Below are 19,127 nucleotides of genomic sequence, written 5' to 3'. Positions count from 1 at the left end.
CGATCGGGGGAGAGGTGGCTCGGCGAAGCCGAGACGGAGTGGGGGTCGACCAGCGCTACATTGGACAATGCATGCGCTAAGCTGCCCTGCACGCTATCGCCAAAGGCCAGCCCGCTTGGAAATGTATGCATGCCGTAGCCCGTTTTACGGGGAGAAGGTGCCCGAAGGGCGGGGCGGCACCGACGTCTGAAGCTGCTCAGAGCCCCAGTTGCGCCCGCAGCTCCTCGGCGCTGTTGATGACGATCGCGCCGGCCGGGCCTTCCATCGGCGCCTCCGGCCAGAAGATCGTCTTCATGCCCGCCGCGAGTCCGGCCATGGCGCCTGTCAGGCTGTCGTCGACGGCAAAAGCATCCGCCGGATCGACGCCGGCGAGATAGGCGGCGCGCAGGAATGGTTCGGGAAGCGGCTTGCCGTCGATCACGTCATTGCGGCTGACCGTCTTCATGCCCGGATAGGTGAGGCCGACGGCGCGCAGATTGGCGTCGACGATCAGCCGGTCGGAGTTGGACACCACCGCCTGCTCGACGCCGAGCGCGCGCAATTCGTTGAACACCTCGATCGCGCCGGGGCGTGGCTTCAGCGTTTCGGCCAGCGGCAGATAATGGTCATATTTGCGCACGATCCAATCGTCGAAGGGCAGTGCGAGGCCGAACTCGTCGCGCAGCATTTCGTAAACCGGCCATGCCGCGATGCCCAGCACGCGCTGATGCAGGTCGGCCGGCGGGGCGATGCCGACGCTGCGCAGCGCCGCCACAAGTGCCGCCTCGTGCAGCGGCTCGCTGTCGACCAGCGTCCCGTCCATATCCCAGAAAACGGCTTTCGGCGTCATGCGCGGCTCCCTTCGCCGATCCCCCTTAATCGGTTTCCCGGTGGAGATAAACCGTCCCGCCGGCAAATGGTTGGGCAAGCGGCGGATTGATCCTTCGGGATCAGGAAAACTGCCAAGCAATTGCTCTTTCGATAGACAATTGCGCGTCGGCGCAATCGCTGTAAGCTATGGCGCCCGTTTCAGCATTCTGCGGGCTGGGAGGCGAGACGTGAATTCGCGACAGGAAATCGGCAGCACCAGGTTGGACGACGCCGCGCGCGCCGGCTGGCTTTATTATGTTGCCGGCAACACGCAGGACCAGATCGCCGCCAAGCTCGGCATCTCCAGGCAGACGGCGCAGCGGCTGGTATCGCTCGCCATGTCGGAGGGCCTGATCAAGGTGCGGGTCGATCATCCGATCGCCAACTGCCTGGACCTCGCCGCGCGGCTTAAGTCGCGCTTCGCGCTCGACCTTGTCGAAGTGGTGCCGAGCGACCCGACGTCGAGCTCGACGACGATCGGCATCGCGGAGGCGGCCGCGGCCGAGATCGAACGCCGGCTGCGCTCCGAGGCTCCCATCGTCATGGCGATCGGCACCGGGCGCACGCTGAAGGCGGCGATCGAGCAACTGCCGCCGATGGACTGCCCGCAGCACAAGGTCGTGTCCTTGACCGGCAACATCTCGCCCGATGGCTCGGCCGCCTTCTACAACGTCATCTTCACCATGGCCGACCGCGTCAAGGCGCGGTCATTCCCGATGCCGCTGCCGGTCATTGCGTCCTCGCCGGAAGAGCGCGAGATGCTGCTCAACCAGCCGATGATCCAGCCTACATTGGCGCTGGCGGCCGAGGCCGATGTCACCTTCGTCGGCATCGGCGATCTCGGGCCCAAGGCCCCGCTCTACGAGGACGGCTTCATTTCCGAAAACGAGTTGAAGGCGCTGCAGAAGGCAGGCGGGATCGCCGAGATCGTCGGCTGGGTGTACGACCGCGAAGGCCGCATGATCGAAGGCATCACCAACGATCGCGTGTCTTCCGCCGCGCTGCCGTCGCGGGAAAGGTCGCTGGTCATCGCTCTGGCCATGGGCGAACGCAAGCTGGCGGGCATCCTGGCCGCCGTCAACCGCCGGCTGGTCAACGGCCTCATCACCGACGAACGCACGGCCGAAGCACTGCTTGCCGGCTAATTGCCCATAAAAAGTGCCGGCTATTGCGAGCGGCCGCGCGGATCGTTGCCGTCGAGAAAACCCATGTCGCGCTGCAGATGCTCGGAAAATTCCCGGACATCGAGATAACCGCGCCTGCGGCCCGAAAACCTTGCAAATTCCCGCAGGAGCGTGAAAAACCAGCCTTGTGCCGGGGTGGAAACGAGCTTTTCCTGAACCGTGACCATGATCGTCAGCCTTCGCAATGCTTGAACTGGATTGATCGTCGACCCCAAATATCGGTCTGGCCGGTTCGTGCTTCCAATCAAACCTCGATCATTACCCATAAGGAGGCCTTATGCCCGATCTCAGCTCTCCGCAGCTTGCGCCCCTGCCGCCGCTGCAGGCGATCCGGGTGTTCGAGGCGGTGGCCAGGCACCTGTCCTTCACAAAGGCGGCGCAGGAGCTGGGCATGACCCAGGCGGCTGCGAGCTACCAGATCAAGCTGCTCGAGGAGCGCATCGGCGCGCCGCTGTTCCTGCGCCGGCCGCGGCAGATCGAGTTGACCGAGCCCGGCCAGCGCCTGGCGCCCGCCGTCAGCGAAGCCTTCGCTATCCTGGGTCAGGCCTATGCCGCGGCGCGCGGTGGCGCCGACGGCCTGCTCTGCATCACCACCGTGCTGACCTTTGCCTCGAACTGGCTGGCGCAGCATCTGGGCGCGTTCCAGCTCGCGCATCCGGCACTTGCCGTGCGGCTCGACACGTCGAGCCGCCTGACCGATTTCGCGCGCGAGGATGTCGATCTCGCCATCCGCTCCGGCGCCGGCAAATGGCCGGGCCTGGAGGCGCATAAGCTGCTCGATGCCGATTTCACGCCGATGCTGAGCCCGAAGCTCGCGGCGAGCATCGGCGGCGTCAGGGAGCCGGCGGACCTGTTGCGCCTGCCGATCCTCGACCCCGGCGACATCTGGTGGACGCAATGGTTCGAGGCCGCCGGCGTGACTGGGCATGATCTCGCCAAGCGGCCGGGCTCCAGCATGGGCGCGCAGGCCTATGAGGCGAACGCGGCGATGGCCGGCCATGGCGTGGCCATCCTGACCAGAGCCCTGTTCAAGAACGAGCTCGCCGACGGCCGCCTGGTCCAGCCCTTCGACCTCGTCGGCGACGACGGCCATGCCTATTGGCTGGTCTATCCGACGGCGCGCCGCAACGTGCCGAAGATCCGCGCCTTCCGCGACTGGCTCCTGGCCGAGATCGCCTGCCCGTAAGCCAATCGCCCTGACGTTCCTCCTCCCTAGGATCCCGGCGCGTCGCCCGACCGGGTCGTGCGGCGTCATTTCTGCTGCGCTGCAGCACAGATTCAGGGTTGACATAATTCACGCCAAGTGAGTAATTGCCCAGAACCAAGGCAAATGCTCATCTTGGTTTATGGGAGGAATTTGATGAAACTTCGCACGCTCACCCTGGGCCTGTTGTCGGCCAGCGCCCTCGCTTTCGCCGCGAATGCCGAATCCATCACCATCGCCACCGTCAACAATGGCGACATGGTCCGCATGCAGAAGCTGACGGACGACTTCACCAAGGCCAACCCCGACATCCAGCTCAACTGGGTGACGCTTGAAGAGAACGTGCTGCGCGAGCGCGTCACGACCGATATCGCCACCAAGGGCGGCCAGTACGACGTCATGACCATCGGCACCTACGAGGTTCCGATCTGGGCAAAGCAGAGCTGGCTCCTGCCGCTCGACAAGCTCGGCGACGACTATGACGTCAAGGACATCATCCCGGCCATCGCCGGCGGCCTTTCGGTCGACGGCAAGCTCTATGCCGCGCCCTTCTACGGCGAGAGCTCCTTCGTCATGTACCGCAAGGACCTGATGGAGAAGGCGGGCTTGAAGATGCCCGACGCGCCGACCTGGGACTTCATCAAGCAGGCCGCCGACAAGATGACCGACCGCGCCAATGGCGTGAACGGCGTGTGCCTGCGCGGCAAGGCCGGCTGGGGCGAGAACATGGCTTTCCTCACCGCCATGTCGAATTCCTTCGGCGCCCGCTGGTTCGACGAGAACTGGAAGCCGCAATTCGATCAGCCCGAATGGAAGAACACGCTGCAGTTCTATGTCGACCTGATGAAAGCCGACGGTCCGGAAGGCGCTTCGTCCAACGGCTTCAACGAGAACCTGGCCCTCTTCCAGCAGGGCAAGTGCGGCATGTGGATCGACGCCACGGTCGCGGCATCCTTCGTCTCAGATCCGAAGGCCTCGAAGGTCGCGGACAAGGTCGGCTATGCGCTGGCGCCCGACAACGGCCTCGGCAAGCGCGGCAACTGGCTGTGGGCATGGTCGCTCGCCATCCCCGCCGGCACCCAGAAGGCCGACGCCGCCGAGAAATTCGTTTCATGGGCGACCTCGAAGCACTATCTCGAGCTCGTCGCCTCGAAGGAGGGCTGGGCCAATGTTCCTCCTGGAACGCGCTCCTCGCTCTACGCCAATCCGGAGTACCAGAAGGCGGCGCCCTTCGCGAAGATGACGCTGGACTCCATCAATGCCGCCGACCCGACGCATCCGACCGTCAAGCCGGTGCCCTATGTCGGCGTGCAGTTCGTCGCCATCCCTGAATTCCAGGGCCTCGGCACCACCGTCGGCCAGCTCTTCTCGGCAGCCCTTGCCGGCCAGTCGAGCGTCGACGACGCGCTGAAGCAGGCTCAGGACGCCGCCACCGCGGCGATGACGGAAGGCGGCTACATCAAGTAAGGCTCCTCCCGGTGCCGAACGCCGGTAGCGCATCATGACCGGCAAGGGGCCGCCCGAAACCCAGTTCGGGCGGCCACCCTTCAAAATCGGGAAAATTCTGGCACGACTCTGAAAATCCGGCTGACCTTGGGAGGGTGACCGTCATGGCTACTCAGCAAACCCGTTCGCTTGCCCGTTTCATGATGGCGCCATCGGTGATCCTGCTGTTCGTCTGGATGATCGTGCCGCTGCTGTTCACGCTGTGGTTCTCGTTCCAGCAATACAATCCGCTGAACCCGATCCGTAACGGCTTTGTCGGCTTCTCGAACTACGCGCTGTTCTATTCCAACCCGGCCTTCCTCTCCTCGATCCTCAACACGCTCATCATCGTTGTCAGCGTGCTGGTCATCACCGTGGTCGGGGGCATCCTTTTGGCGTTGTTGCTCGACCAGCCGATCTGGGGCCAGGGCATCGTGCGCATCCTGGTCATCTCGCCGTTCTTCGTCATGCCGCCGGTCGCGGCGCTGGTCTGGAAGAACATGATCATGCATCCGCAATACGGCGTCTTTGCCGATATAGCGCGCTTTTTCGGCGCCGAGCCGATCGACTGGTTCGGCCAGCATCCGCTGACCGCTATCATCCTCATCGTCGCCTGGCAGTGGCTGCCCTTCGCCACGCTGATCCTGCTGACTTCGCTGCAATCGCTCGACGGCGAGCAGAAGGAAGCGGCCGAGATGGACGGCGCCGGCTTTATTAGCCGGTTCATCTATCTGACGCTGCCGCATATGTCGCGCGCCATCACCGTCGTCATCCTGATCCAGACGATCTTCCTGCTGTCGGTCTATGCCGAGATCCTGGTCACCACCAATGGCGGCCCGGGCTATGCCTCCACCAACCTGCCCTTCCTCGTCTACCAGAAGGCGCTGCTGGAGTTCAAAATCGGTCAGGCGTCCGCTGGCGGCGTGATCGCCGTCATTCTAGCCAACATCGTTGCCTTCTTCGCCATGCGCGCCGTCGGCAAGAACCTGGACAAATAAGGGAGGATAAGATGGCACGCGCAGTCACCACCCAGCACAAGACCATCGCCACGGCCGCGGCCTGGATCGTCGCCCTGCTGATCTTCTTTCCGATCCTTTATACGATCATCACCTCGTTCAAGTCCGAGCAGGAGGCGATCCAGGGCTTTGCACTGATCCCGTCCGGCACCATGGAGAGCTATGCCGAGGTGCAGGCGCAGAGCGGCTATTTCAAGTTCTTCCTGAACTCGGTGATTCTGTCGGTCGGCTCGACGCTGCTTGCGATCCTGATTGCGGTCCCGGCGGCATGGTCTATGGCCTTCTCGCCGACCAAGCGCACCAAGGACATCCTGATGTGGATGCTGTCCACCAAGATGATGCCGGCCGTCGCGGTGCTGTTCCCGATCTACCTGATCTTTCGCGACACCGGCCTGCTCGACAGCCGCATCGGCCTAACCGTCATGCTGATGCTGATCAACCTGCCGATCGTGGTCTGGATGCTCTACACCTATTTCCGCGAAATCCCGGGCGAGATCCTGGAAGCGGCGCGCATGGACGGCGCCTCGCTGTGGAACGAGATCATCTATGTGCTGACGCCGATGGCGGTTCCCGGCATCGCCTCGACCATGCTCTTGAACATCATCCTGGCTTGGAACGAGGCGTTCTGGACCATCCGGCTCACCACCACCAATGCCGCGCCGCTGACGGCCTTCATCAGCTCCTTCTCCAGTCCGCAAGGCCTGTTCTGGGCAAAGCTGTCAGCGGCCTCGACGCTGGCGATCGCGCCGATCCTGATCATGGGCTGGTTCAGCCAGAAGCAGCTGGTGCGCGGCCTCACCTTTGGCGCCGTGAAGTAGCAACGCCCAAGCGGCGGACGACGAAGACCATCCCCGGGAGGAAACCATGGGAAACATCGCGCTCAAGAACGTCTCCAAGTCCTTCGGGTCGACGACGATCATTCCGAACATCGACCTCAACATCGAGGACGGCGAGTTCGTGGTGTTCGTCGGCCCCTCGGGTTGCGGCAAGTCCACGCTGCTTAGGCTGATCGCCGGGCTCGAGGACACCAGCGGCGGCGCCATCAGCATCGATGGACGCGATGTAACCCGCGAGGCGCCGGCCAAGCGCAAGCTTGCCATGGTGTTCCAGTCCTACGCGCTCTATCCGCATATGACGGTCGCCAAGAACATCGCCTTTCCGCTGAAGATGGCCGGCGAGGACCAGGCGACCATCGACAAGAAGGTGAAGGACGCCGCGCGCATCTTGAACCTCACCAACTATCTCGAGCGCCGCCCAGGCCAGCTGTCCGGCGGCCAGCGCCAGCGCGTCGCCATCGGCCGCGCCATCGTGCGCCAGCCTTCGGCGTTCCTATTCGACGAGCCGCTGTCCAACCTCGACGCCGCGCTTCGCGGCACCATGCGGCTTGAGATCAGCGAGCTGCATCATCAGTTGAAGACGACGATGATCTACGTCACCCACGACCAGGTCGAAGCCATGACCATGGCCGACAAGATCGTCGTGCTCAATGCCGGCAACATCGAGCAGGTCGGCTCGCCGATGGAGCTCTACAAGACGCCGAAGAACCTCTTCGTCGCGGGCTTTATCGGCTCGCCCAAGATGAACATGATCGAAGGCGCGCCGGCGGAGAAATATGGCGCCAAGACCATCGGCATCCGGCCCGAGCATCTCAACATCTCGACCTCGGCCGGCGACTGGAAGGCGACGGTCGGCGTTGCCGAGCATCTCGGTTCCGACACTTTCCTCCATGTCCAGGCGGACGGCATCGGCACCATCAATGTCCGCGCCGACGGCGAGGTCGCGGTCAAGCATGGCGACACCGTCTACCTGACCCCCGACAAGACCAAGCTCCATCGCTTCGGCGCCGACGGCAAGGCGCTGGTGCAGTGAGGCTGAAAGGCAAATCGGCGCTGATCACCGGATCGGCGCGCGGCATCGGCAAGGCCTTCGCCGAGGCCTATGCGCGCGAAGGCGCGACGGTGGCGATTGCCGACATCGACCTGGAAGCGGCGGAAGCAACGGCGAAAGCGATCGGTTCCGCCGCCTACGCGATCAGGCTCGACGTCACGGACCAGGCTTCGATCGAGGCCGCGGTGAAGGCGGTCGAAGTGAGGGCCGGCGGCCTCGACGTGCTGATCAATAACGCGGCGATCTTCGACCTCGCGCCGATCGTCGAGATAACGAGGGCGAGCTACGAAAAACTGTTCGCGGTCAATGTCGCCGGCACGCTGTTCATGCTGCAGGCGGCTGCCCGTTCTATGATCGAGCGTGGCAAAGGCGGCAGGATCATCAACATGGCGAGCCAGGCCGGTCGCCGCGGCGAGCCGCTGGTCGCGGTCTACTGCGCCACCAAGGCCGCCGTCATCTCGCTCACCCAATCGGCCGGGCTCGACCTGATCAAGCATCGCATCAACGTCAACGGCATCGCGCCGGGTGTCGTCGACAGCGACATGTGGGACCAGGTCGATGCGCTCTTCGCAAAATATGAGAACCGGCCCAAGGGCGAGAAGAAGCGGCTGGTCGGCGAAGGCGTGCCTTACGGTCGCATGGGCAAGCCGGAAGATCTCGCCGGCATGGCCGTGTTCCTCGCCAGTGACGAGGCCGAATACATCGTCGCCCAGACCTACAATGTCGACGGCGGCCAATGGATGAGTTGAGGGGGAGGCGCTTCTCTTCTTTCCTCCGGAGAAGACGCCATGGGGCAGGTGAGGGGCAGCATACTGGAATACCGGGTGTTGCCCCTCATCCTCGCCATCCGAAGGAGGCGGAACAGTCGGGCTGCAGATCGGCCAAAGGGTAAATGAGATGACCGTAAGACTCTCTTCCTCCAACCTCGCCATGCTGCCGGCAAAGGTCGCCGGCCCGAAATATGACCGCTCCACCCTGAAGGCGGGCATCGTCCATTTCGGCGTCGGCAACTTCCATCGCTCGCATCAGGCGGTCTATCTCGACAACCTGTTCGGCACCGGCGAGGGCCATGACTGGGCGCTGATCGGCGCCGGCGTGTTCGAAGGTGAGAAGATCGGTCGCGCCAAGCTGCAGGAACAGGACTGGCTGACCACCGTCGTCGAGCAGGATCAGGGTCATATGAGCGCCCGCGTCACCGGCGCCATGATCGATTTCCTGATGCCCGGCGACGCGGCTGCGATCATCGAGCGGCTTGCCGATCCGGCGATCAAGATCGTGTCGCTGACCATCACCGAGGGCGGCTATTTCATCGACCCGGCCTCCGGCAAGTTCAACCCGGCCCATCCCGATATTGTCGCCGACGCACAGCCGGGCGCTGTGCCGAAGACCGTCTTCGGCATCATCCTTGCCGGGCTGTTGCGCCGGCGGGCCGACGGCATCGTGCCGTTCACCGTCATGTCCTGCGACAACATCCCCCATAACGGCCACGTCACCTCCGACGGCGTCATCGGCCTTGCCCGGCTGATCGACGAGGACCTCGCCAAATGGGTGGAGGACAAGGTCGCCTTCCCGAATGGCATGGTCGATCGCATCACCCCTGCCACCACCGAGCGCGAGCGCAAGATCCTCGCCGACGATTTCGGGCTGGAGGACAACTGGCCGGTGTTCTGCGAGCCGTTCAAGCAATGGGTGCTGGAGGACCATTTCACCGCCGGCCGCCCGGCGTTGGAAAAGGTCGGCGTGCAATTCGTCAAGGATGTCTCGCCTTACGAGCTGATGAAGATACGCATCCTCAATGGCGGTCACGCCACCATCGCTTACCCGGCCGGGCTGATGGACATCCATTTCGTGCATGAAGCCATGCAGGAGCCGCTGGTGCGCGCCTTCCTGTCGAAGCTCGAGCATGACGAGATCATCCCGACCGTGCCGCCGGTGCCGGATACGGATCTGGAGGACTACTATCAGCTTATCGAGCGGCGCTTCTCTAATCCCAAGATCGGCGACACCATCCGCCGGCTTTGCCTCGACGGCTCCAACCGTCAGCCGAAATTCATCATCCCGACGATCGCCGACCGGCTGAAGGCGGGCGAGGGTGTCGCCGGCCTCGCGCTGGAATCGGCCCTGTGGTGCCGCTACTGTTTCGGCACCACCGACAGCGGCGCCGTCATCGAGCCGAACGACCCGAGCTGGGACCGCATGCAGGCGGCCGCGAAGGCGGCCAAGGACGATCCAAAGGCCTGGCTGGCGATGGAGGACATCTATGGCGATGTCGGCCGCTCGTCCGTCTTCGCCGAGGCCTTCGCCCACGCCTTGAAAGTCCTGTGGGCGCACGGCGCGCGCGAAACCCTGACGCGTTACCTCGCCGGCAAGCTCTGAAAGCGCCGGACGCAGCAGCCATGACGCCGGAACTGGTCATCTTCGACTGTGACGGCGTGCTGGTCGACAGCGAGGCGCTTTCGGTCTCGGCGCTGCTCGGCATGATCGAGCTGGCCGGCGGCACGGTCAGCGAGGACGCCGCCTACGAGCATTTCCTCGGCAAGAGCATGAAGAGCGTGCGCGAGATACTCGGCCAAGAGTTCGGGCTCGACATCAGCGACCAGCATCTGACCGCCATGCGCGTCGACCTGATGCGCAAATTCCGCGAGGAATTGAAGCCGATCCCCGGCATCAAGGAGGTGCTGCCGGAGCTCGGTCGGCCATGCTGCGTCGCCTCGTCCGGTACGCTGGAACGCATCCGCTATGCGCTCGACGTCACCGGCCTGCTCCCCCTGCTGGATCCGCATCTGTTCAGCGCCACCATGGTCAAGCGCGGCAAACCGGCGCCTGACCTTTTCCTGCATGCCGCGGCAAGCATGCAGGCGAGTCCTCGCAATTGTCTGGTCATCGAGGACAGCCCGGCCGGCGTCGCCGCCGCCCGGGCGGCGGGCATGTACGTCTTTGCCTTCACGGGCGGCTCGCATGCCTCCAATCCCGCCCTCAAGGCGCGGCTTGCGTCGACGGAACCGGACTTTATATTCGCTGACATGCTGCAATTGCCCGATTTGATTGCAGGCCTGGGAGCGAGAGAAAAAGCATCTTGATCAAGAGTTTCGTTTGCGCGGTCGATGTCGGCACCGGGAGCGCGCGCGCGGGCATTCTCGACGCGCGCGGCAACCTGCTCGGCCGCGCCGATCATCCGATCGCCATGCATCAGCCCAAGCCCGATCATGCCGAGCACGATTCGGAAGATATCTGGTCGGCGGTGTGCAAATCCGTGCGGTCCGCGCTCCAAAAATCCGGCGTCGCCGCCGGCGATATCGCCGGCATCTCTTTCGACGCGACCTGCTCGCTGGTCGCGCGCGACAGGCAGGGCGGCCAGATCAGCGTATCGGTCATGGGCGAGAAGCGCTGGGACACGATGGTTTGGCTCGATCACCGCGCCATCGCCGAGGCCGATGAATGCACCGCAAGCGGTCACGCCGTGCTCGATTATATCGGCGGTGTGATGTCGCCGGAGATGGAAACGCCGAAGCTGATGTGGCTGAAGCGTCATCTGCCGAGCAAATGGAATGAAGCCGGCTATCTATTCGATCTCGCCGATTTCCTGACCTGGAAGGCATCGGGCTCGCTCGCCCGCTCGCAATGCACGCTGACGGCGAAATGGACCTATCTCGCGCATGAGGAAAAAAGCTGGCGGCGTGATTTCTTCGAGTTGGTCGGCCTCGGCGACCTGTTCGAGCACGGCAATCTGCCGGAAAAGGCAAGCCCGGTCGGCACCGATATTGGTCCGCTAACGGCGAAAGCCGCCGCCGAGCTCGGCCTCACCGAAAAATGCCGGGTGGGCGCCGGCGTCATCGATGCCTATGCCGGCGCGCTCGGCGTTTTGGGCGGTTTTGCCGGCGACGAGAGGAACATCAGCCGGCATTTGGCGCTGATCGCCGGCACATCGTCCTGCGTCATGGCGATGTCGCAAGACCCGCAGCCCTTTGCCGGGGTGTGGGGACCGTATTACGGCGCGGCATTGCCGACGCTGTGGCTGTCGGAAGGCGGCCAGTCGGCCACCGGCGCGCTGCTCGACCACATCATCCGCTGGCATGGCGCCGGCGGCGAGCCGGACGCGGCCATGCATATGAAGATCGCCAGGCGCGTCGCCGAGCTGCGCGCCGAGGATGGCGACGCGCTGGCGGCAAGGCTGCATGTGCTGCCGGATTTCCACGGCAACCGCTCACCGTTCGCCGACCCGCACGCGGTCGGCGTCATCAGCGGCCTGACGCTCGACTCCTCCTTCGACAGCCTGTGCAAGCTCTACTGGCGCACCGCCGTTGGCATCGCGCTCGGCGTGCGCCATGTGCTGGAAGCGCTGAACGAGAACGGCTACCTGATCGACACGCTGCATGTCACTGGCGGCCACACCAAGAACCCGCTTCTGATGGAGCTCTACGCCGACGCCACCGGCTGCACGGTGGTCGAGCCGTTGGCCGACGAGGCGGTGCTGCTCGGCACCGGCATGGTGGCGGCGACCGCCGCCGGGATCTACCCTGACCTCAACGCGGCCTGCGTCGCCATGCAGCAGGGCGGCAGGACGCGCGCCCCCAACAAGCAAGCCGGCGCCCGCTTCGACCGCGACTACCGGATCTTCCTCGAAATGCACCGCCAGCGGCAGGCGCTCGACGCGATCGGGTAGCTTCCATCAACGCAATTCCGGCTACGCCATGCACACATCTTCTGTGACGGGCGTGACGGATCAGGCCGAGGCTTGATTGCCACGTGGTTCCCCCAATCCGTCGCTGCTTCGCAGCGCCACCTTTCCCCCTCCGGAGGGAAAGGAAGGGAGCCTTGCTGGACGACAGTTGATGGCTAAAAAGCTTGGCGCCTTTCCTCTCCCCCGTCGATCGGGGGAGAGGTGGCTCGGCGAAGCCGAGACGGAGTGGGGGTCGACCAGCGCTGCGCTAGACAATGCATGTGCCAAGCTGCCATGCACACTACGGCAAAGACCAGCCGCTTGGAACTGTGCGCGTCCCTAGGCAATTCCGGGCGGAATTGCCTATTGCTTGCGCAGCGACTTGCCTGTCTCCGCGTCGAACAGATGGATGCTCTCTTCCTCGAACGTGTAGCGTACCGGCGCGCGCAACTCCGGGCATTCGCGGGCCGGCACCAGCGCGCTGATCTCTTTGCCGCCCGAGCCGAACGTCACCAGCGCGTCATTGCCGTGGAACTCGATGAGATCGGCGGTGCCTTGCAAAAGGTTTCCCGTGCCGGCTTGCGCCGTCTTCAGGTCCGGAGGCCGGATGCCGAGCACCACGCGCTCACCGTGCCGCAGGTCGAAGTCGCCGCCTTGCAGCGACAGCACCGCCCCGGCGCCGGTCAGCGTCCAGCCATCCTTGCTCTTGCCGACCGTCACCTCGATGAAATTCATGTTCGGCGTTCCGATGAAGCCGGCCACGAACAGATTGCCAGGGCGGCGATAGATCTCCGCCGGCGAGCCGATCTGCTCGATCATGCCGTCCTTCAACAACACGATGCGGTCGGCCAGCGTCATCGCCTCGAGCTGGTCATGCGTGACATAGACGGTGGTGGTCTTCAGCGATTGGTGCAGCCTGGCGATCTCGACGCGCATATGATTGCGCAGCTTGGCGTCGAGGTTGGAGAGCGGCTCGTCGAACAGGAACACTTTCGGCGTCTTGATCATGGCGCGCGCGATCGCCACGCGCTGCTGCTGACCGCCGGAAAGCTCTGTAGGCTTGCGGCCGAGATAGGGCTCCAGCCCGAGCGTCTTCGAGACCGCCTCGACCCGCTTCCTGATCTCGTTCGCCGGCACCTTCTGCCGCTTCAATCCGAAGGCGATGTTGTCGAAGATCGTCATATGCGGATAGAGCGCATAATTCTGGAACACCATGGCGATGCCGCGGTCGCCCGGCTCGAGATCGTTCACCACCTTGCCGCCGATCGACACCTCGCCGCCGCTGATATCCTCCAGCCCGGCCAGCATCCTGAGAAGCGTGGACTTGCCGCAGCCGGACGGCCCCAGGAACACGACGAATTCATGTTCCTCGATCGCGAGGTTGAGGTCGCGGATGACGGTCGTGGCGCCATAGGCCTTGTCGACATGGGAGCAAACGATCGCGGACATCTTTATCCCTTCTCCCCGGTCAGCAGGATCTGCAGCTTGATGTCCTGCGGCCTGCCTTGCGCCGCGCGCTCGAACGCCTTGATGCTCTCGGAGAAATCATAGGTGCCGGTGATCAGCGGCTTGAGGTCGACCTTGCCTGAGGCGATCAACTGCAGGGCGCGGTCGAAGATGTTGGCATAGCGGAACACGGTCTCGATGCGCACTTCCTTGGAAATCGCCGCCGGCACGTTGAGCTCGACCGCCTCCACCGGCAACCCGACCAGCACCACCGCGCCGCCCGGCCGCACCACGTCGAACAGGTTGGCGAAGGCCTTCGGGCTGCCGCTCGCCTCGAACACGATGTCGGCGCCCCAATTGTCGGTGGCCGCCGCGACGGCGTCGACCAGCGATTGCTTGCCGATATCGACCGGCACGATGCCTGGATACTGGGCAGCGATCTCCAGCTTCGGCGCGGAAAAGTCCGAGATCAGGACTTTGGAGCAGCCGCCCGCCAGCGCGGCGAGTGCGATCATGATGCCGATCGGGCCGCAGCCGACGACGACGGCGACATCGCCGGGCACGATGCGAGCGCGCGCCGCCGCCTGCATGCCGATGGCGAAGGGCTCGACCATCGCGCCCTCGGCGAAGGAGACATTGTCCGGCAGCTTGTAGGTGAAGGCCGCCGGATGAACGGCGTAGGGCGCGAGCACCCCATGCACCGGCGGCGTTGCCCAGAAGCGGACGTCCGGGTCGACATTGTAGATGCCGAGCTTCGTCGCGCGCGACGCAAGGTTCGGCACGCCGGGCTCCATGCAGACGCGGTCGCCGACCTTGAGATTCGTGACATTGGCGCCGACCTCGACGATGGTTCCCGAAGCCTCATGGCCGAGCACCATGGGCTCGCGAACGATGTAGCTGCCGATGGCGCCGTGCGTGTAATAATGCACGTCGCTGCCGCAGACCCCGACCGTGTGGATGGCAATCCTGACATCGTCCGGTCCGACATCGAGTGGCAGCGCGATCTCGCGCAGCGACAGTTCGCCTTTTTTCTCAAGCACCAGTGCCCGCATCGGGTATCCTCACTTCAACTTTTCTTTTGCCGGAAAACGGAATTCAGGAAACCGCTCAAAACACCGAGGAAGAGCAGCGGTGGCAGCGACAGAAGCACGACCGAGGCGTTGAGGATGCCCCACGGCACGTTCATGCCTTGCTGGGAGAGCTCAGAAGCCACGATCGGCAGTGTCTTGGCGTTGGAGCTCGACAGCATCAGCGCGATCAGGAACTCGTTCCAGACCAGCACGAAGCTGAAGGCGATGGCGCCGATCAGCGAGCGCGCCGCGACGGGAAGCGCGATCCGCCAGAAGACGGCATAAGCGCCGTAACCGTCGACGAAGGCCGCCTCCTCAATCTCCTTCGGCACGCCCTGGAAGGCGGGAATGGCGAGCCACATGATCACCGATATGGTCAGCAGCGAATAGGTGACGATCAGCGCCGGCAAAGTGTCGTAGAGCCCGACCTGCAGCCAGATCACCATCAGCGGGATCGCCACCGCCACCGGCGGCAGGAAGCGCAGCGACAGGACGAAGAACTGGATGTCGCCGGCGAAGCGGTTGGGATAGCGCGCCACCGCATAGGCCGCCGGCAGGCCGAGCACGACGCCGATCAGCACCGCCGCGCCGCAGGCGACCGCGGAGTTGTAGAGCCCGGTCAGCACGCTGTCGCGGCCGAGGATGTAGCCGATGTTGGCCAGCGTCGGCGTGAAGATCACCTTCGGCACCCGCGTGATGATGTCGACATTGTTCTTCAGCGCGTTGAGCGCCGTCCACAGAAGCGGGAACACGGCCAGGAACCCGGCCAGCGCCAGGATGGCCTTGGCGACCAGACGGCCCGGTCTTATCGGATATGGCTTCATGCCTGCACCCGCTTCCACAGCATGGTGAAGGTGATGACCGTCGCGATCATCATCAGCACCGCCATCGCCGATGCGTAGGAAACCTTGCCGGACTCGATGAAGCCTTGCGAGAAGGCGTACATGTCGAGCGTCTCGGTCGCGACGCCGGGCCCGCCGCGCGTCATGACATAGATCAGGTCGAAGGAGCGCAGCGACTCGATCATCTTGACGAACATCAAGCTGATCAGCGGTGCCTTCAGCATCGGCAAGGTGACATAGGCGTGGATTTGCCAACGCTTGGCGTGGTCGAGCCTGGCCGCCTCGATCGGCTGCGGCGGCAAGGTTTCAAGCAGCTTCAGCACGATGACGGCGAAGAACAGCCCCCATTGCCAGACGTCCACCGAAGCGACGGCGAACAATGCGGTGGCGGGCTTGGACAGCGGATCGAAGATCAGCCCGCCGGTGATCAGCCGGTAGGGATAGGTCGCGATGCCATAAAGCGGGTGATAGGCGAACTTCCAGACGAAGGCGGCCGAGACGCGCGGCAAAAGCACCGGGATGATGAACAAAAGGCAATAGAAATTGCGCAGGCGTGGGCCGGCGACCTCGAACATCAAGACGCCCAGTCCGATCGCCACCACCATCGTCGCGATGACGGTGACGATCTCCCATTTCACCGAAACCCAGACGGCGTTGAGGAAGCGGCGGTCGAGGAAGAGATCGGCGAAGTTCGAGAACCAGACCCATGAGTAACCGGTCGTGCTCAGCTCGCGATTCTGCAAGGCGATGACGATGGCATAGAGCGTCGGCACCATCGACAGCACCAGAAGGATGGCTAAAGTCGGAACCAGAAATGTGACCGGCAGGGAAGAGCGTCGGGGCATGGCCTCCTCGGATTTTTACTGCTGTCTGGTGAAGGTCCCGCGGCGCACGGATCCCGGCATTCCTTCGAATGCCGTGGATCGCGCGCCGCGGGCGGGAGGATTACTTCTTCTTCACCAGCTCGTTGGCATAGGCCTCGAGCTCGTTGAGGCCGCCCTTGATGTCGGTGCGAGTGCCGGTGACCAGCTCTTCCAGGATGATGCCCCAGCGGTCGCCGAGATCCGGCCAGCGCGGATCCTGCCAGAAGTTCACCGCCGTCACCTTGCCGGTGTCGGCCAGCGCCTTGCCAAGGTCGGCGCCGTAGATGTCGGCGAATTCCTTGCTGGAGAGCACGCTGGTGCGGTTGAGCTCGCCGAATTGATGCGCATCGAGCCGGCGCTTCTCGTTCTCCTTCGAGGTCGCCCAAGCGATGAACAGGCCGGCGCACTTCTTCGCGGCGTCATCCGCATTGGCCTTGGTGCCGACGGCGAGGCCATGCCCGTAGCCGCCGCCCGGCAGTGGCGAGGGCGGCGGCAGGAAGCCGACCTCGCCGACCACTTGCGAGGTCTTCGGGTCCACCGCCATGCCCGACAGCGGCGTCGATTCGACGAGGATGGCGACTTGGCCGGAGAGAAAGGCGCCGGTCGATTCATCCCAGCTGCCGGTCTGCGTGCCGGGGGCCGAGTCCTTGAACAGCTTGAGATAGGTCTCCGTCGCCTTGACTGCGGCGTCCGAATTGAAAGCCGGCTTGTCGCCGTCGAACCACTTGCCGCCATAGGCTTTGAAGAACGGCATCCAGCGCCAGACATTGGCGCCCGAGCCGCGGGCGCCCCGCAGCGCGATGCCGTACACGCCCTTGTCGGCATTGGTCAGTTTCGGCACGTCGGCGATCAGCTCGTCCAGCGTCTTGGGCGGCTGGATGCCGGCGGCCTCGAGCACGTCCTTGCGGTAGACCATCAGGTCGCCGCCGCCGGTCAGTGGCGCGAACCAGACTTTGCCGTCATAGGTGGCGACCTTCTGACGGCCCGGATCGAAATCGGCGAAATCGTATTCAGCCGGATAATAATCGGTCAGCGGCGCGATCCAGCCCGAGGAAGCGAACAGCGCCACGTTCGCCTCGTCGACATAGTAGACATTGTAGTTGCCGACGGTCGAGGCGTCGGCGCGCGACTTGGCGCGGCGGTCGTTCTCGTTGAGATAGTCGATCTGGAACGAGGCGCCGGACAGCTTCTTGAACTCGTCCTTGGAGTCCTCCAGAAGCGTCAGCCCGTCGCGCGGCTGCGCCAGCACCTTGACCGGCGCCGAGCAGACCGGCGCTTGCGCCAGTGCTGCGGTTGAAACGGAAGCGGTAAGCACGAAAGCTGCACCGAGGCTGGCAGCGAGCCGGGTTGATTTCATTGATGTTTCTCCTCCAGGAACAAGCAAGTCCGCGGGCTAAGCGACCCTCACCGTCGCCCGCATGACTGCGACCCGCCGCCAAAATGAGGAGTTGGAAGGGGCGAGACTAGAAGCCTCGTTGCAGCAGACCTGTACTTTTATGCATTGTGCGGCGCAAAAAATGGCACCGGCAGAGTCTGTCCGTCACACGAGTATCAGTACGATTAGAGCAATTCCAGGAAAAGTGTGCAGCGGTTTTCCGTCCGGAATTGCGATGAAACAAAAAGTTAGGGTGGCGAAATCAGGCCCGCAGCGTCAGCCGCTGCCGCGACAGCTTGCGGTAGGATGACGGCGTCATCTTGTGCTTGCGCAGGAAGGCGCGGTTGAAGTTCGAGATGTTCATATAGCCGACCTGGAAGCAGATGTCGGTGATCGGGATCTCGGTGTCGGCGAGCAGCTTGCAGGCCTGCCAGAGCCTGAGCTTGGCGACGTGGTCGCTGAACGAGTTGCCGGTGTTCTTCTGGAAGAAGCGCGAGAAAGTGCTTTCGCTCATCCCGGCCAACGCCGCCACCTCCGGCAGCTTCAGATCCTCGGCAAAGTGCTGGAACAGATAGGTCAGCGAGCGCTGGATAATATCCAGCGATTCCGCGTCGAGAAGCGGAGAAAAATCCGGCGACGACAGAAGCTCGTATTCCTGGGTGGTGGCCAGAAGGTCCAGCAGTTCGAGGAACATGCGGAACCTTGCCAGCCCATGCACCTCGCCCATTCGTTCCATCAGCTCGGCGCCGTCGAGCGCCGTCTGGCCATGGAAGACCATTCCGCGCAGCGAGCGTTCCAGGAACGGCTCCAGCTCGCGCAGCTCCGGCAGCAGCCCCGAGGAGCCGCGCAGCCGTTCGGGATCGAATTGCAGCACGATATCGCGGCCTTCGATCAGCTCGCCGGGTTGCACCGCCGTCACCCAGTCATGCGGCAGCCCGCCGCCGACGATGGTCAGATAGCCCGGCCCGAACTCGCCGATATGGTCGCCGACCAGCACGACGCCGGACGATTTCCGCAAGAGATGGATTTCGTATTCGGGATGGAAATTCCAGACATTGCGCTCCCACGGATAATCGTCCAGCCGCCACAGGAAGCTCTCGCTGGCCTCCGTCACGATGTGCTCGAAGGCAGGTACCGTGCGCGGGATCGCGGCTGTGTTCTTTCTGCGCCTGAACGGCATTCGTTCCTCCCGGCATGGCGCGCCGGCTGCATATGCCCGGGCATCCGTAGCAGCCCCCGGCCGGCA

General features: G+C 63.8%; 18 protein-coding genes. 10 read left to right on the top strand and 8 right to left on the bottom strand.

From position 1 onward, the window contains the following. Positions 1-196: 196 nt before the first annotated feature. On the bottom strand, positions 197-829 hold the full coding sequence (locus tag LB523_RS16520) for an HAD family hydrolase (protein WP_224604569.1): 633 nt from the start codon (positions 827-829) through the stop codon (positions 197-199). Positions 830-1,037: 208 nt separating this feature from the next. Here LB523_RS16520 and LB523_RS16515 point away from each other — a divergent pair, with 208 nt between their 5' ends. After that, positions 1,038-1,994, top strand: a complete 957-nt coding sequence (locus LB523_RS16515) for a sugar-binding transcriptional regulator (protein ID WP_095768100.1) — start codon at positions 1,038-1,040, stop codon at positions 1,992-1,994. A gap of 20 nt (positions 1,995-2,014) precedes the next feature. On the opposite strand, the gene LB523_RS16510 is transcribed toward LB523_RS16515, so the two are convergent. Beyond that, entirely contained in the window at positions 2,015-2,248 is a 234-nt protein-coding gene (locus tag LB523_RS16510; protein ID WP_224629626.1) for a hypothetical protein, read from the bottom strand. Positions 2,249-2,310: 62 nt separating this feature from the next. Between LB523_RS16510 and gcvA the strand changes: the two genes are divergently transcribed. From gcvA to LB523_RS16465, 9 genes are all read left to right on the top strand, one after another. Next, entirely contained in the window at positions 2,311-3,219 is a 909-nt protein-coding gene (gene gcvA / locus LB523_RS16505; protein ID WP_224604566.1) for a transcriptional regulator GcvA, read from the top strand. A 174-nt stretch (positions 3,220-3,393) separates the two neighbouring features. Then, a complete protein-coding gene (locus tag LB523_RS16500; RefSeq protein WP_224525737.1) occupies positions 3,394-4,704 on the top strand; it encodes an ABC transporter substrate-binding protein in 1,311 nt (436 codons plus the stop codon). Positions 4,705-4,847: 143 nt separating this feature from the next. Then, the gene (locus LB523_RS16495; RefSeq protein ID WP_095768103.1) at positions 4,848-5,720 is read left to right on the top strand and encodes a carbohydrate ABC transporter permease; all 873 of its coding nucleotides are present in this window, start codon (positions 4,848-4,850) and stop codon (positions 5,718-5,720) included. A gap of 11 nt (positions 5,721-5,731) precedes the next feature. Beyond that, the gene (locus LB523_RS16490; protein ID WP_140846390.1) at positions 5,732-6,556 is read left to right on the top strand and encodes a carbohydrate ABC transporter permease; all 825 of its coding nucleotides are present in this window, start codon (positions 5,732-5,734) and stop codon (positions 6,554-6,556) included. Positions 6,557-6,602: 46 nt separating this feature from the next. Beyond that, positions 6,603-7,607 carry an ABC transporter ATP-binding protein gene (locus LB523_RS16485; RefSeq protein ID WP_095768105.1) on the top strand — a complete coding sequence of 335 codons (1,005 nt, stop codon included), beginning with the start codon at positions 6,603-6,605 and terminating at the stop codon, positions 7,605-7,607. Beyond that, positions 7,604-8,374 (top strand): L-iditol 2-dehydrogenase, encoded by a 771-nt coding sequence (locus tag LB523_RS16480; protein ID WP_224604564.1) that lies wholly within the window; start codon positions 7,604-7,606, stop codon positions 8,372-8,374. Before LB523_RS16485 ends, LB523_RS16480 begins: the two co-directional genes overlap by 4 nt. A 148-nt stretch (positions 8,375-8,522) precedes the next feature. After that, a complete protein-coding gene (locus tag LB523_RS16475; protein WP_224604562.1) occupies positions 8,523-10,001 on the top strand; it encodes a mannitol dehydrogenase family protein in 1,479 nt (492 codons plus the stop codon). A gap of 20 nt (positions 10,002-10,021) precedes the next feature. Continuing rightward, on the top strand, positions 10,022-10,705 hold the full coding sequence (locus LB523_RS16470; protein ID WP_224604526.1) for an HAD family hydrolase: 684 nt from the start codon (positions 10,022-10,024) through the stop codon (positions 10,703-10,705). Beyond that, complete coding sequence (locus LB523_RS16465) at positions 10,702-12,288, top strand: FGGY-family carbohydrate kinase (protein ID WP_224604521.1); 1,587 nt, start codon at positions 10,702-10,704, stop codon at positions 12,286-12,288. Before LB523_RS16470 ends, LB523_RS16465 begins: the two co-directional genes overlap by 4 nt. Positions 12,289-12,648: 360 nt before the next feature. On the opposite strand, the gene LB523_RS16460 is transcribed toward LB523_RS16465, so the two are convergent. The 6 genes from LB523_RS16460 to LB523_RS16435 form a co-directional block, all read right to left on the bottom strand. After that, complete coding sequence (locus LB523_RS16460) at positions 12,649-13,734, bottom strand: ABC transporter ATP-binding protein (RefSeq protein WP_224604518.1); 1,086 nt, start codon at positions 13,732-13,734, stop codon at positions 12,649-12,651. Positions 13,735-13,736: 2 nt separating this feature from the next. Continuing rightward, positions 13,737-14,783 carry an NAD(P)-dependent alcohol dehydrogenase gene (locus LB523_RS16455; protein ID WP_224604515.1) on the bottom strand — a complete coding sequence of 349 codons (1,047 nt, stop codon included), beginning with the start codon at positions 14,781-14,783 and terminating at the stop codon, positions 13,737-13,739. Positions 14,784-14,797: 14 nt separating this feature from the next. Then, on the bottom strand, positions 14,798-15,625 hold the full coding sequence (locus LB523_RS16450) for a carbohydrate ABC transporter permease (protein WP_224604511.1): 828 nt from the start codon (positions 15,623-15,625) through the stop codon (positions 14,798-14,800). Then, positions 15,622-16,488, bottom strand: a complete 867-nt coding sequence (locus LB523_RS16445) for a carbohydrate ABC transporter permease (protein WP_224604507.1) — start codon at positions 16,486-16,488, stop codon at positions 15,622-15,624. Before LB523_RS16445 ends, LB523_RS16450 begins: the two co-directional genes overlap by 4 nt. Before the next feature lie 100 nt (positions 16,489-16,588). Next, positions 16,589-17,863 carry an ABC transporter substrate-binding protein gene (locus tag LB523_RS16440; protein WP_224604505.1) on the bottom strand — a complete coding sequence of 425 codons (1,275 nt, stop codon included), beginning with the start codon at positions 17,861-17,863 and terminating at the stop codon, positions 16,589-16,591. Between the two features lie 280 nt (positions 17,864-18,143). Further along, positions 18,144-19,061, bottom strand: a complete 918-nt coding sequence (locus LB523_RS16435) for an AraC family transcriptional regulator (protein WP_224604499.1) — start codon at positions 19,059-19,061, stop codon at positions 18,144-18,146. Positions 19,062-19,127 lie beyond the last annotated feature (66 nt).

It is taken from the genome of Mesorhizobium sp. ESP-6-4 (assembly GCF_020164735.1).
Classification (GTDB): Bacteria; Pseudomonadota; Alphaproteobacteria; order Rhizobiales; family Rhizobiaceae; genus Mesorhizobium.
This window is presented reverse-complemented; position numbering and strand designations above follow the sequence as displayed.

Coding starts and splice junctions, on each gene's coding strand:
- LB523_RS16500 (WP_224525737.1), top strand. CDS start 3,394: ATGAAACTTCGCACGCTCACCCTGGGCCTGTTGTCGGCCAGCGCCCTC.
- LB523_RS16455 (WP_224604515.1), bottom strand. CDS start 14,783: ATGCGGGCACTGGTGCTTGAGAAAAAAGGCGAACTGTCGCTGCGCGAG.
- gcvA (WP_224604566.1), top strand. CDS start 2,311: ATGCCCGATCTCAGCTCTCCGCAGCTTGCGCCCCTGCCGCCGCTGCAG.
- LB523_RS16435 (WP_224604499.1), bottom strand. CDS start 19,061: ATGCCGTTCAGGCGCAGAAAGAACACAGCCGCGATCCCGCGCACGGTA.
- LB523_RS16445 (WP_224604507.1), bottom strand. CDS start 16,488: ATGCCCCGACGCTCTTCCCTGCCGGTCACATTTCTGGTTCCGACTTTA.
- LB523_RS16520 (WP_224604569.1), bottom strand. CDS start 829: ATGACGCCGAAAGCCGTTTTCTGGGATATGGACGGGACGCTGGTCGAC.
- LB523_RS16470 (WP_224604526.1), top strand. CDS start 10,022: ATGACGCCGGAACTGGTCATCTTCGACTGTGACGGCGTGCTGGTCGAC.
- LB523_RS16475 (WP_224604562.1), top strand. CDS start 8,523: ATGACCGTAAGACTCTCTTCCTCCAACCTCGCCATGCTGCCGGCAAAG.
- LB523_RS16440 (WP_224604505.1), bottom strand. CDS start 17,863: ATGAAATCAACCCGGCTCGCTGCCAGCCTCGGTGCAGCTTTCGTGCTT.
- LB523_RS16490 (WP_140846390.1), top strand. CDS start 5,732: ATGGCACGCGCAGTCACCACCCAGCACAAGACCATCGCCACGGCCGCG.
- LB523_RS16495 (WP_095768103.1), top strand. CDS start 4,848: ATGGCTACTCAGCAAACCCGTTCGCTTGCCCGTTTCATGATGGCGCCA.
- LB523_RS16485 (WP_095768105.1), top strand. CDS start 6,603: ATGGGAAACATCGCGCTCAAGAACGTCTCCAAGTCCTTCGGGTCGACG.
- LB523_RS16460 (WP_224604518.1), bottom strand. CDS start 13,734: ATGTCCGCGATCGTTTGCTCCCATGTCGACAAGGCCTATGGCGCCACG.
- LB523_RS16450 (WP_224604511.1), bottom strand. CDS start 15,625: ATGAAGCCATATCCGATAAGACCGGGCCGTCTGGTCGCCAAGGCCATC.